This window comes from Nocardia sp. bgisy134, assembly GCF_057708325.1.
Genome location: NZ_JBYIRW010000005.1, coordinates 143,710 through 156,871, shown reverse-complemented (window position 1 = coordinate 156,871; position 13,162 = coordinate 143,710). Strand labels below are relative to the sequence as shown.

Annotated in this window: 8 protein-coding genes; 7 read left to right on the top strand and 1 reads right to left on the bottom strand. The window is 69.2% G+C overall.

All coding sequences use genetic code 11. The annotated features are described in order from the left end of the window. Positions 1-120: 120 nt before the first annotated feature. The 6 genes from AC3ERS_RS11540 (at position 121) to AC3ERS_RS11515 (ending at position 8,946) form a co-directional block, all read left to right on the top strand. The gene (locus AC3ERS_RS11540; RefSeq protein ID WP_431966433.1) at positions 121-345 is read left to right on the top strand and encodes a type II toxin-antitoxin system VapB family antitoxin; all 225 of its coding nucleotides are present in this window, start codon (positions 121-123) and stop codon (positions 343-345) included. Then, positions 342-770 carry a PIN domain-containing protein gene (locus tag AC3ERS_RS11535; protein ID WP_431966431.1) on the top strand — a complete coding sequence of 143 codons (429 nt, stop codon included), beginning with the start codon at positions 342-344 and terminating at the stop codon, positions 768-770. Before AC3ERS_RS11540 ends, AC3ERS_RS11535 begins: the two co-directional genes overlap by 4 nt. A 446-nt stretch (positions 771-1,216) precedes the next feature. Further along, positions 1,217-3,142, top strand: coding sequence for a galactan 5-O-arabinofuranosyltransferase (locus tag AC3ERS_RS11530; protein WP_431966781.1), 1,926 nt, complete (start codon positions 1,217-1,219; stop codon positions 3,140-3,142). A 226-nt stretch (positions 3,143-3,368) separates the two neighbouring features. Then, positions 3,369-5,207 carry a glycosyl transferase gene (locus AC3ERS_RS11525; RefSeq protein ID WP_431966429.1) on the top strand — a complete coding sequence of 613 codons (1,839 nt, stop codon included), beginning with the start codon at positions 3,369-3,371 and terminating at the stop codon, positions 5,205-5,207. Positions 5,208-5,295: 88 nt separating this feature from the next. Beyond that, the gene (locus tag AC3ERS_RS11520) at positions 5,296-8,550 is read left to right on the top strand and encodes an arabinosyltransferase domain-containing protein (protein ID WP_431966427.1); all 3,255 of its coding nucleotides are present in this window, start codon (positions 5,296-5,298) and stop codon (positions 8,548-8,550) included. Positions 8,551-8,784: 234 nt separating this feature from the next. Then, entirely contained in the window at positions 8,785-8,946 is a 162-nt protein-coding gene (locus AC3ERS_RS11515; RefSeq protein WP_169810867.1) for a hypothetical protein, read from the top strand. 173 nt (positions 8,947-9,119) lie between these two features. Here AC3ERS_RS11515 and AC3ERS_RS11510 read toward each other — a convergent pair whose 3' ends face one another. Further along, positions 9,120-12,455 (bottom strand): arabinosyltransferase domain-containing protein, encoded by a 3,336-nt coding sequence (locus tag AC3ERS_RS11510; RefSeq protein ID WP_431966425.1) that lies wholly within the window; start codon positions 12,453-12,455, stop codon positions 9,120-9,122. Positions 12,456-12,601: 146 nt separating this feature from the next. Here AC3ERS_RS11510 and AC3ERS_RS11505 point away from each other — a divergent pair, with 146 nt between their 5' ends. Beyond that, positions 12,602-13,099 carry a peptidylprolyl isomerase gene (locus AC3ERS_RS11505; RefSeq protein ID WP_431966423.1) on the top strand — a complete coding sequence of 166 codons (498 nt, stop codon included), beginning with the start codon at positions 12,602-12,604 and terminating at the stop codon, positions 13,097-13,099. Positions 13,100-13,162 lie beyond the last annotated feature (63 nt).

Below are 13,162 nucleotides of genomic sequence, written 5' to 3'. Positions count from 1 at the left end.
TCGAACCCAGAACTGCCGCGCCATCCCCGATGCCGCGGCAGTTCTCGTTATATCCCGATCACCAGGGGTGAATGTACAATTTCAGCGAGCAGGCGCGGACTTTATGTACAGGAGGCGCACATGTCCCTCACCCATATCGAGATCGATGACGAAGCTCTGGAACAAGCCAAGAGACTCGGCGGGCACCGGACAAAGACGGCGGCCGTCGCCGCCGCGCTAACCGAATACAACAAGCGGATGTCCCGCGCCGCGGCGTACGACCACTACTTCGAGCTGGCTCGCGGCTGGGATATCGAAGGGGCCGAGGCCGCCCACCGAGCGGAGAAGGAGCCACCTGCCAGGTGATCGGATACCTGCTCGATTCCTCGGCGCTGTGGCGCATCCTGCGAGACGAGGCTGTCCACGAACTCTGGCGGACACCGACGACGGACGGGGAGTTGCGGTCCTGCTACCCGCAGCGGGCCGAATTCCTCCGGTCGGCGCGCAATCTGAAGGAGTACTCCGCGTTCCGCGGCATGTATGACGCTTTGTACAGCGATGCCGCGGTGCCGAAATCGGCCGGAACGTGGATCGCCGGTTTGCAGGATCGCGCGGCCGAACGCGGGAACCACGGCTGTCTGTCCAGTGTCGACCTGCAGATCTGCGCTACCGCCGCATACCACGGTCTGGTGGTCGTTCATGACGACGCCGACTTCGTCACCGCCGCGCGACTGGCGACCGAACTTCGGCAGGTGAACGTGCACGAAGGACCGAATCCAGAGTCGGTCTGACGGTGACCTACGGCGACGATGCGGATTCTCGGCCGTGGAAACTGCGACTTCGCGCGGACGATCTGCCCGCAGCGCCAGGGGCCGTTGCCAACAACGTAGATCTCTTCGCGCCGGAGTCGGGTGAGCACTGCGGCCGCCGTCTGTCATTTGCCGGAAAATCGACGCTCCGCCGGATTTCGCGTCCACCTCGCAAGATGTTCTCCGGCGCGAGCTCGGCGGTCACGAGTGATCGCGTGCGATACCGGGCTGCACGCGATCCCGGCGAGGCCCGCTCGCGCGGCGGCGGTGAGACCCAGTCTCCTGCCTGTGTGCGGGGAGTTTGTTAGCGTGCGGTGCGAATCAGGGGCGGCGGTCGGTGGGTGCCGAGCGCAGAGCCGACGACTGGAACCGGAGGCGCTATGAGCACCACTGTCACGGAACAGAGCACCGCGACCCCACCGGGGCGGATGTCGCTGTTCCTGCGGCAGGTGGGAGCCGGACTCGGTGAGGGTCTGCTCGCCGCGCTGGTGGCCGCGGTCGTCGCCGCGGTTGGGCTGGTGGCCTTTTCGCTGGTGTCCTGGCCTGCGTTCAACTCCTCCAATGTGACTCGGGCGTTGACGACGGCGGGGCAGGTCGCGGCGGCCGCGATGCTGATCGCCGCGGTCTGGCTGTTACGGGCGCACAAGTGGCCTCGGGTGGCGAAAGTGCTGTCCTGGGCCGGGATTTCGGCGTTCGTGACGGTGACGCTCGGGATGCCGCTTGCGGCGACGAAGCTGTACCTGTTCGGCGTGTCGGTCGATCAGGAGTTCCGCACCGAGTACTTGACGCGGCTCACCGACAGCGCGTCGCTGCGCGATATGACGTACATGGATCTGCCGCCGTTCTATCCGGCCGGGTGGTTCTGGGTCGGCGGACGCGTGGCGAATGTGCTGGGGATAGACGGCTGGGAGGCGTTCAAGCCGTACGCGATCGGTTCGCTCGCGGTGGCGGCGGTGCTCGCGCTCGTGCTGTGGACCCAGCTGATCCGGGCCGACTGGGCCGTGGCGGTCACGGCGGCGACGACCGCGGTGGCGCTGACCTACGCCTCGCCCGAGCCGTACAGCTGCGTGATCGTGCTCCTGCTTCCGCCCGCGCTGGTGCTGGCTTGGGGCGCGTTGTATCGACCGCTGGAGGACGGGGCATCGCCCGGCCCGCAGGCGGGAGGGATCAGGACGGCCGGGGGCTGGGGCGCGGTGATCGGCACCGGCCTGTTCCTCGGCATCGCCGCGACCTTCTACACCTTGCACTTCCTCGTCGCCGCCTTCGCGATCGCGCTGATGGGTCTGCTGGCCGCCGGGCTCGAGATCCGGCAGCGGCGGACGTGGCGGGCCGCGGTGCCGCCGCTGGTGCGCCTGCTGGCGATCGCCGCGATCTCCGGGCTGATCGCATTGGTGTGCTGGGGTCCGTACCTGGTGAAGTCGCTCACCACCAAGACACCGGGCTCCGGCACGGCACTGCACTACCTGCCGAAGTCGGGCGCGGAGCTTCCGCTGCCGATGGCCGAGTTCACGCTGCTCGGCGGACTGTGCCTGATCGGAACCGTGTGGCTGGTGGTGCGCGCGGGTTCGTCGCGGCGCGCGCAGGCGCTCGGCATCGGTGTGGTGGCGATCTACCTGTGGACGCTGCTGTCCATGCTGGCGACGGCGGCGGGTACCACCCTGCTGTCGTTCCGGCTGGAGGCGCCGCTGCTCGTGCTGCTCTCCGCCGCGGGCGCGTTCAGTCTCGTCGAGGGCACCCGCGCCGTGTACCAGGCGTTCGGCGAGCCCCCACGATTCCGGCCCGCCGTGGTCGCGATCGCGATCGTCGGCGCACTGGCCTTCGTCCAGGACATCCCGCACGTGCTGACCCCGGAGATCACCACCGCCTACACCGACACCGACGGCGACGGCAACCGCGCCGACAAGCGCCCGGCCTCGGCGGTCTCGTACTACCGCGAGATCGACGCCGCGCTACTCGCCCAGACCGGCCGCCCGCGCGACGAGACGGTCGTCCTCACCGCCGACACCAGCTTCCTCTCCTTCTACCCGTACTGGGGTTTCCAGGCGCTCACCTCGCACTACGCGAACCAGCTCGCCGATTTCCCCGGCCGGGCGGCCACCATCAAGGACTGGAGCGCGCTGGATTCGCCCGCGCAGCTGCTGGACGCGATGGCGCACAGCCCGTGGCGCGCGCCCGACGCCTTCCTGTTCCGCCGCGGCGACGACGCGTACAGCCTGCGCCTGGCCGAGGACGTCTACCCGAACGACCCGAACGTGCGGCGCTATACGGTGAGCTTCCCGAAGCAGCTGTTCGACGACCCCGCCTTCACAAAAACCGACATCGGACCCTTCACCCTCGTCACCGTCCGTCGCTGACACCGGCAAAACCCCAGGTCACCGACCCGGCCGCGAAACAGATGTGTCGGCGGGGCCGTTTCTGGATAACCGACGCACTGGGCGTACCTCCGGCCGCGCGCGCACTGTGGACGGACTCCGTTCGGCAGCGCCGTCCGGCGCACAGGCTCGGTGGGCGCCCGCTCTCAGCCGCCATCGCTATATCGTGGGCGGCTGATTTCCGGCAGGGCAGAGGGAGAGTTCGCGCGTGCAGTTGGACAGCGCCGATCGGGAGACGACACAGCGATCGGCGGGAGGTATCACGGCCACCCGGCCGGGACTGCTCCAGCGCCCCGCGATCGCACGGTTGCGCGTCCACCGGGCGGACCTGCTCGTCGGCTGTGCCTACCTGGCGCTGGCCACCGCCGTGCTCTCCAGGCAATGGCGCGACACCGGCAGTGGCTACCTGATCAAGAGTGGTCAGGACCAGACCATGTGGGAGTGGTTCTTCGCGGTGACCGCGCATTCGGTCGCGCACCTGGAGAACCCGCTCGGGACGAACCTGCAGAACTTCCCCGCCGGGGTGAACATGATGGCCAATACGGCCATGTTCGGCGTCGGCGTCCCGTTCACCCCGATCACCCTGCTCTTCGGGCCGACGGTCACCTTCGTGCTCGCTCTCACCCTCGGCCTGGCCGCGACCGCCTACGCCTGGTACCGGCTGTTCGCGCGCGAGCTGGTGACGTCGCGGGCGGCCGCGGCGATCGGCGGACTGTTCTGCGGCTTCGCCCCCGCGATGATCTCGCACGCCAACGCGCACCCGAACTTCGTCGCGCTGGCGCTGCTCCCGATCATCGCCGGACTGCTGATCCGGATGGCGCGCGCGGCCCTCGACGCGCAGGCCGCGCCGCGCAACCGGCTGCGGGACGCGATCGTGCTCGCCGTGCTCGTCGCGTCGCAGATCGCGCTCGGCGAGGAGCCGCTGCTGATCTTCGCGCTCGCCTTCGGGTTGTTCGCGGTGGTCTACCACCTGCACCAGCCGCGGCAGGGCGTGCGTGCGCTGCGCGCGCTGGCCCCCACGATCGCCGCGGCCGCGGGCCTCACGTTGCTGCTCACCGCGGTCCCGCTGTGGTGGCAGTTCTTCGGGCCGCAGAGCTATCACTCCATCGACCACGGTCCGATGGGCAACGACCTGAAGACCCTCGTGCAGTTCCCGTCCGAATCCCTGGGCGGCGCGTGGGCCCCCGGCCAATACGTGGCCATCAACGACACCGAACAGAACGCCTACTTCGGCTGGCCGCTGTTGCTGGTGCTCACCGCCACCGTGGCGCTGCTCTGGCGCGACCGGGTGGTGCGCGCCGCGGCGGCGGTGATCGCGGTGTTCGGCGTGCTCTCGCTCGGTGCGGTGGCCACGGTCGGCAAGCGACCCACCGGCATCGAACTGCCGTGGGCGCTGGCCGAGAAGATTCCCTTGCTGAATTCGGTGCTGGAGACCCGGCTGACGATGGCCGCCGTCCCGGCCATCGCCGCGGTGCTCGCGCTGGCCTCCAATCGCGCCGCGGCCTCGTGGAAGCAGTCGGCGACGGACTGGAAGCCGCTGGCCTGGTTCGCGGCGCTGACCTTCGCGCTGCTGCCGTTGGCGCCGACGGTCCTGCCCGTGACCGAGCGCGCGCCCACGCCGCGATTCTTCGCCGACGGGACGGTGCGAGAGTACGTGCGCGACGGTTCGGTGGTCATGATTCCGCCGCCCCGGCCTCCGGATGCCCGAGCGCTGCGCTGGCAGGCCGACGCGGACTTCTCCTTCCCGCTGGCGGGCGGATATTTCGTCGGGCCGACGGGCGTCGAGAAGAAGGGCAGCTACGGTCCGGAGGCGCGGCAGACCGCGGCGCTGCTGGTGAAGGCGCAGGACACCGGAACGGTGCCGGCGATCGGTGACGACGAACGCGCCGCGGCGCTGGCGGATCTGCGGTTCTGGCGGGCGGACGTCCTGGTACTCCCGTTCACGAAGCACTCCGACGTGCTGACCAGCACCGTTACCCAATTGCTCGGCTTCGCCCCGACGCGCGTCGACGACGTGTGGGTCTGGGACGTGCGCGCCGTGCGCTGAACCCGCCGGGCTCCGCCGCCACGGCGCGCGGGCCACCGCACCCTCGGTGCCGAGAGTCACGATCGCGGGGTGGATAGCATGAACGACCGTGCGACCGGACCGATCTTCTCGAGCGTTCACCAGATACCGCCTGATCGCCCTCGTCTCCGGACTTCTCGGATTCGTGCTGGCGCTGCTCACACCGCTGCTGCCGGTGCGGCAGGACCAGGCGACGCTGGACTGGCCCCAGCCGAGCGCCGCCGAGGTCGAGGCGCCGCTGGTGTCGTACGTCCCGCTGCGGCTGGACGCCACGCTGCCGTGCTCGACCCTGCAATCCGGCGCGAGCACGCTGCTGTCCACCATCCCGGTCGCCTCCGGCCAGGCCAGCCCCAAGGGCCTGGTGGTCTCGGTCGCCGGCGGCACGCTCTCGGTGCTGCAACGCGACATTCCGCTGCTGTCCGCGCCGGTGGTCGAGATCGGATCCTGCGGAGGCATCGAGATCTCCTCGACCGCGGCCGCGACCACCGTCGAATTCACCGGAGTCCGACGCGAAGACGGCACCGCCTTCCGCAACACGATCGACCGCGACATCCGCCCGCAGTTGGTCGGCGTGTTCACCGACCTGTCCGCCGAGCAGCTGGGCGGCGCCTGGCTGCACGCCGACATCGACTCGCGGTTCTCCTCCACGCCGAGCGCGCTGAAGCTGGCCGCGATGATCGCGGCCGCGGTCTGCACGATCATCGCGCTCGTCGCACTGCACCTGCTCGACACCGGTGACGGCAGGCGGGCCCGCCGCTTCCTGCCCGCGCACTGGTGGCGGTTCACCCCCGCCGACGGCGTCGTCCTCGGCACCCTGGTGGTCTGGCACGTCATCGGCGCGAACACCTCCGACGACGGATACATCCTCAATATGGCCAGGGCCTCGGAGCATTCGGGCTACATGGCCAACTACTACCGCTGGTTCGCGGTGCCGGAGGCGCCGTTCGGCTGGTCCTACGAGGTGCTGGCCTGGATGACCAAGATCTCCGACGCCAGCCCGTGGATGCGCCTGCCCACGCTGCTCGCCGGAATCGTCTGCTGGCTGGTGATCAGCCGAGAGGTGCTGCCGCGCCTCGGCGCTCGGGTACGCCGCGACCAGGTCGCGCTGTGGACCGCGGGACTGGTCTTCCTCGCCTTCTGGCTCCCCTACGACAACGGACTGCGCCCGGAACCGCTGATCGCCGCGGGCGCGCTGCTCACCTGGTGCTCCATCGAGCGCGCGATCGCCACCGGCAGGCTGCTGCCCGCCGCCGTCGCGGTGCTCATCGCGGCCTTCTCGCTGGCCGCCGGTCCGACCGGCCTGATCTGCGTCGCCGCGCTGATCGCCGGATCGCGGCCGGTGCTGGAGATCATCGTCAAGCGGGCGCGCGGCACGGACACGGACACCGTGCGCGCCAAGGTGTTCCGCTGGTCGGCGTTGCTGTTTCCCGGTCTCGCGGCCGGAACCCTGGTGCTGATCGCGGTTTTCGCCGATCAGACCCTGGCGACCGTGATGGAAGCGACCCGGGTGCGCACCATCGTCGGCCCGAACGTGGCCTGGTTCGACGAGCGCACCCGCTGGGATTCGCTGCTGATGCTCGCGCCGGACGGTTCGCTGTCCCGGCGCTTCGGCGTGCTGATCATGCTGTTGTGCCTGCTGGTCTGTGTGCTCCAAGTGCTGCGCAAGGGCCGCATCCCCGGCACCTCGCGCGGTCCTTCGGTGCGCATCCTCGGCATCGTGTTCGCGTCGCTGTTCCTGATGATGTTCACGCCGACCAAGTGGACCCACCACTTCGGCGTGTACGCGGGTCTGGCCGGATCGCTGGCGGCGCTGGCCGCTGTCGCGGTGGGCACCGCGGCGATTCGCTCCGCGCGCAACCGCGCGCTGTTCGCCGCCGCCGTGCTGTTCCTGCTCGCGATCACCTTCACCGGCTCCAACGGGTGGTGGTACGTGTCCAGCTACGGCGTGCCGTGGTGGGACAAGGCGCCGCTGGTGGCGGGCAAGGGCATCTCGACGCTGTTCCTCGGCCTGACCGGCGTCGCGCTGCTGCTCGCGCTCTGGTTCCACTACCGCGAGCCCTATCGGCGCGAAAGGACGACGCCCGTCAATGGTTTCGACCGGCTGGCCTCCGCGCCGCTGACCGTCGCCGCCGCGCTGCTCGTGCTGTTCGAGTTCGCCTCGCTCGGCAAGGCCGCGGCCACCCAGTACCCGGCGTACTCGATCGCCAAGTCGAATGTCGAGTCGCTGCGCGGCAATCCGTGCGCGCTGGCCGACGAGGTGCTCGTCGAGACCGACACCGCCGATTCGCTGCTGCTGCCCTACGAGGGCGCGCCCGCCGACGGCTTGAACGCCGAGTCGAAGGGCTTCTCCCCCAACGGCGTCGCGAGCGATCTCACCGCCGACGCGGAGGAGACCACGACGGGCGGCGCGAACACGGTGGACAAGGACTCGAAGAACAAGACGACCAACACCACCGGCGCGGGCACCGGCGGCGGCTCCACACAGCAGGCGGGCATCAACGGCAGCTCCGTGGCGCTGCCGTTCGGACTCGACCCCGCGCGCACCCCCGTCATGGGCTCCTACCGGGAGGGCGAGCAGCAGCAGTCCTCGCTGACCTCGCAGTGGTACCGCCTCGACCTCACCGACAGCATGCGAAACGACCCCGCCTACCGGGTGCTGGCCATCACCGCGGCGGGCCGGATCAGGACGGTGGACGCCGACGGCGTGGTGACCTACGGCCAGGACCTGAAGCTGGAGTACGGCACCCGCGGCCCCGAGGGGGCGGTGACCACGCTCGGCTCGGTGCAACCGCTCGACATCGGCCCGGCCCCCTCCTGGCGCAACCTCCGTGTGCCGCTGGATCAGCTGCCCGTCGAAGCGAACGCGGTGCGCTTGGTCGCCGTCGACAACGACATCACCTCCAAGCAGTGGCTCGCTGTCACCCCGCCCCGCCTGCCCCGGTTGTCGACCCTCAACTCGGTTGTCGGACAGACAGATCCGGTACTGCTGGACTGGCACGTCGGGCTGGCGTTCCCGTGCCAGCGGCCGTTCGACCACCACGACGGCGTCGCCGAGACGCCCAAGTGGCGCATCCTGCCCGACCGGGTCGGCTCCGACGCCTCCAACGCCTGGCAGGACGACATCGGCGGCGGCCCACTCGGCTGGACCGGACTGCTGACGAAGGCCGAGACAGTGCCCAGCTATCTGGACCACGACTGGGCCCGTGATTGGGGTTCGCTGGAACAGTTCACGCCCTACGCCCCGGACGCCGTGCCCGCCCAGATCGGCGTCACCGAGGTGACGCGCGGCGGGCTCGCGCAGGACGACCCGATCCGGGTGCGCTGAACCCGGCCGGGAATCCGCCGCGATAACGGCGAGCCGGACGCCGAACGGGTCGCGGGTCGCCTACCGAAGGGGGAGGCTGGACGGTCGGTTTCGAACCGCCGTCCTGCCGCGACCCCTCGTCTCGGGGCGCCCGCGAAACCCGCTGACGCACTGTCGGTTTCGGCGAGGTGACACCTCCGTAACCGATGATTCGAATACGAGACGCGGGCGCGTTCGGACCGTAATCTTGTGAGCATGACAGCAGCCTTCGATGACATGGATCTGCGCGATCTCGTCGATCTGCTCACCGACGAGGAAAAGCGCGAAATACGCCCTGCGGTGCAGCGGGTGCTCGGCCGCCTCCCTTCCCAGGAGGTCCTGCGCCGCGAACTCGGGCGCCGCATGCTCGAGGTCTGAGCCGAACCCACCTACCCCCACGGCAACGCGGCTGACGCCGAAAAGCCGTGTTCAGCAGACTGCCCGGAAAACCTTCGCTACCGAGACTCCTGGAACACTCCCCCCCATACATCACAGGGCCGTGATGTCGGTTGTTCACCGACGCCACGGCCCTGCTTACTGTTCGGGTCCGGTCAGAACACTCGCATGTCTCCCGGCGACCACATGCCGGACCGGTTCGCGGTGCCCGTCTCGAGGCGGGCGGGCTTCGCGTTCGGGTCGTACTGGTCGTAGCGCTCCAGCGAACCCCAGTCGCGCGCCCAGTCGTCCTTCATGTAGGTCGGCATGGTGGTCGACTTGGCCAGCATTTGCGCGAAGCCGAGCGGACCGCCGAATTCCTCGGCCTGCCAGGTGTTGGTGGAGCTGATGGCCAGCGGACGGTCCGGCAGGATGCGGAACTTCGGCACCTCGGCCACGCCGTTCTCGTGGTAGAACGGCCGCTGGCACGGGAACTGCAGGCCGACGGCCCAGTCCAGCAGGATCGGCTGCTGCGAACCGAGGAAGTCGTTGAGCGACTTCAGCTTCGGCATCCGCGGCGGGGTGAACGCCAGCCACTGGTCACCGATCAGAATCCGGTCCTCGGCGACGATGCGCACGGTATCGGCCTCCGGCGCGATCTCGTCCAGCGGCACCCGCAGGTTGCGCCAGGACGGGAACGGGCCGATATCGCGCGGCAGGTACGTGCCGAGCTTCTCCACCGAGCCGTCGGGCAGGCGGCGACCGTAGTCCACGGTCAGCGACTGGCCGTACTTCATCGCGCCGGTGTCGTCGAAGGACATGATGCGTCCGGCGGCCGAGATCACCACCAGCGGGCGGTCGGCCGATCGCGCGGGCAGTTCGTACCAGCTCGAGGTCAGTGCGGCCGGTTGCTGCATGCCTTCCTGGTAGCTGCCCATGATCGGGGTCGTCGAGGGGTCGAGGCCGAACGGCAGCGCGACGGTGCTGCCGTTCACGCCACGCACACCCTGGCCGCCGCCGGTGCCCGCGCTCTCGCCCTCGGCGAAGGCCGCGCCGACCGACTGGGTGGAGGTGTTGCCGGTGCCCGGCTTCACCTCGACGCTGTCGGCGGACAGGTCGTCCGGCACGCCGTTGGGATCGAAGCCCACCGGCTTGCCGCCGCCAAGCGCGTCGTCGTTGGCGGGCGGGTTGGCCGGATCGATGATCGGCGTCAGCCTGCCCCCGTTCGGGTCGGTCTCCACCAGCACGTCGTTGGCCAGGCCGCACATATTGCCGCCCAGGGCGTCGAAGTTGGAGCGGGCCAGCGAGTACGCCGGGTACTGCGAGTAGGCGCCCTTGGCCAGCGACGCCACCTCCAGCAACACCATCAGCGCGGCGACGACGGTCAGCGGGACCGCGGCGAACTTGCGGATTCGCCTGCCGCGCACGGTTCTCGCCGACGGCTGCGGCTTGGTGTAGTCCTCACGCAGCGCGAACCAGGCGACCAGTGCGAGCGCGAGACCGAAAAGAACAAGCATCAGCGTGTTCGACGAGTAGCCGCTCAGCGAGATCTGCTTGTCGAACCACGGCACGCCGAAGCTGGAGACGTACCAGTAGCCGTTGATGCCGGAGAACGCGATCGCCAGCACGAACAGCAGACCCGCGAGGAAGATGGCCCGGTTCTTACGGGCCCGCAACGCGCTGGCCGAGACCGCGACCGCGGTGACCGCGGCCAGCGAACCGGCGATGCCCGCGTACGCGCCGAAGTGGTGGGTCCACTTCGTCGGGTTGAACATCATGAAGAAGATCGTGCCGAGGACGATGCCCATCAGCCGCCACGTCGGGCCGCTCGCGATGCCGGGCACCCGCCTGCGCCGCAGCAGTACCAGCATGGTGGTGAACAGGCACAGCAGCATGACGAGGAAGGCGAAGCGGCGGGAGAGCGAGCCGTCCACCGTCTCCACGAACAGGTAGTAGTAGCGCAGGTAGTCCTCGTACCAGGCCAGGTTCGGGCCGGTGGCCTGACGGACCCGGTTCGCTTCCTGGATGCCCGCGAAGGTCTGATCGCTGTAGACCGCCGTCAACACCAGCAGGCCCGCCGCCGCGATCGGCGCGAGCAACGGCAGCGCGCCGTGTTCGCGGTGACGGCGCACCACGACCCGCACCAGCGGCCGGATACCGGCGAGCAGCGCGGCGATACACATCAGACCGGTCGGCGCCGCCGCCAGCGTGAAGGCGGCGATCAGCACCGCCGCCGCGGCGGGCAGCAGGCGGCTGGTCGCGATGGCGCGCTCGATCGAAACCCAGGTCAGCAGGGCGCCGAGCGCGACGATCGGCTCCGAGCGCAAACCGTTGTCGAACGGCAGCCAGAAGGCGAGGAACACCAGGCCGCCGGTCCACAGCGCCACCTTGTTGGTGCGCACGCCGCGCCCGAGGCGGGGCACCACCTCGCGGCTGATCACCATCCAGCAGAGGATGGCGCAGCACAGCGCGGGCAGGCGCACCCACGGGCTGGCCGTGGAGATCTCCGCGAACACCTGGATCACGTAGTAGTACCAGCCGAACGGCGCCTCGGGGACGCCGTACCAGCGGAAGTAGTTGGCCATGTAGCCCGCGTCCGGGGCCACCCGCACCATGCTCAGGATGTAGCCGTCGTCGGAGGTGTTGGCCCCGACGAAGTGCCACAGCAGCAGGGTGCCGATCACGGCGCCGTCGGCCCAGGTCGGCTTCAGCCAGTGCGCGGGCAGGAAACGGCGGTGGCCGCGGCCATCGCTGCCGTCGAGGCGGGCCAGCGCGGCGAGGGCGACGAGCGTACAGAGCACCGCGGCAATCATCGCGATCAGCTTGACGAGCGTCGGGCTGGTGCTGAACCGGGTGTCGACGGTCATGTCGAAGGACAGACCGGCGGGCACCGCGCCCTTCAGATCCGAGAAGACGCCGACCACCTGCGGCCGGAAATCACCGGGCATCTGGCCCTCGGCGGGCACCTGCACCGTCTCGGTCTGCCCGGGCGCGCCGCCCTCGACGGGACGGTCGACCTTCAGCATCATGCCCTGGAACGCGGCGAAGGTGCGGTGGTGATCCGACGTGATGACGATCGAGGAGCACTCGCCCATCCGTGCCCGCTCGGCCGAGGCCACCACCGCGTTGCGGTTCACCACGTCGACGGACGTATCGGAGACCCGGACGAAGATCGCCTCCAGCGCCGCGCGGTCGCCCTGCGGCGGCGCGGTCGCCAGCAGCATGCCGCCCTGCTCGGGCAGTGCCGCCACCGACGAACACGGGATGCTCGCCCGCAGGTCGGTCGGCACCTGCGACATCAGCGGCGCCTGCACGTTGCCGAGCGTGCCGCCCTGCGGCCATTTCAGCACCGCCGTGGTCTGCTCGACGGGCAGGAACGGCGTGGCCAGCGCCAGCAGCGCCCCGAGCACACCGGCCACCAGCGCGACTATTCGCGCCGCCCGAAAATCCTTCGGTCGGACTTCGGGTGCGGCGGGAGGCTTCGTCAAGACAGCAGTAGCGACGTCGGGCACGGTTCGCAATGCTAGCGGGTAACGGGACGACGACGGGTCCCGGAAGCGCGCGACGAGTTCATCGAATTTCGGGCCGAGGGTACTTTTCGCCCCGAAAGTGGACCCGACTTGGTGACCCAATACCCGGTGAATGGAAAGGTGTGGGTATGACCAAGGTGAATCTCGAGACGAATTTCGGAGCGATCGTCCTGGAGTTGGACGCGGAGAAGGCGCCCAAGACGGTGCAGAACTTCGTGGACTACGTGAACGCCGGCCACTACGACGGCACGATTTTCCACCGCGTGATCCCGAACTTCATGATCCAGGGCGGCGGTTTCCAGCCCGACATGCGCCAGAAGGGCACCAACGCCCCCATCCAGAACGAGGCGAACAACGGCCTCAAGAACAACAAGTACACGGTCGCGATGGCCCGCACCAACGACCCGCACTCGGCCACCGCTCAGTTCTTCATCAACGTCGCGAACAACGACTTCCTGAACCACTCGGCTCCCACCCCGTCCGGCTGGGGCTACACGGTGTTCGGCTCCGTCGTCGAGGGCACCGAGGTGGTCGACAAGATCGCCGGCGTGGCCACCGGCTCGGCGGGTATGCACCAGGACGTGCCGCTCGACTCGGTTGTCATCACGTCCGCGAAGATCGGCTGACGACCGTAGGAAACGCGAATCGGGCCGTCTCCCCAGGGAGTACGGCCCGATTCCAGTTCACCA

Bases quoted from the DNA above. Each gene is read 5' to 3' on its own strand.
- AC3ERS_RS11540 (WP_431966433.1), top strand. From the start codon at position 121: ATGTCCCTCACCCATATCGAGATCGATGACGAAGCTCTGGAACAAGCC.
- AC3ERS_RS11515 (WP_169810867.1), top strand. From the start codon at position 8,785: ATGACAGCAGCCTTCGATGACATGGATCTGCGCGATCTCGTCGATCTG.
- AC3ERS_RS11505 (WP_431966423.1), top strand. From the start codon at position 12,602: ATGACCAAGGTGAATCTCGAGACGAATTTCGGAGCGATCGTCCTGGAG.
- AC3ERS_RS11530 (WP_431966781.1), top strand. From the start codon at position 1,217: ATGTCGCTGTTCCTGCGGCAGGTGGGAGCCGGACTCGGTGAGGGTCTG.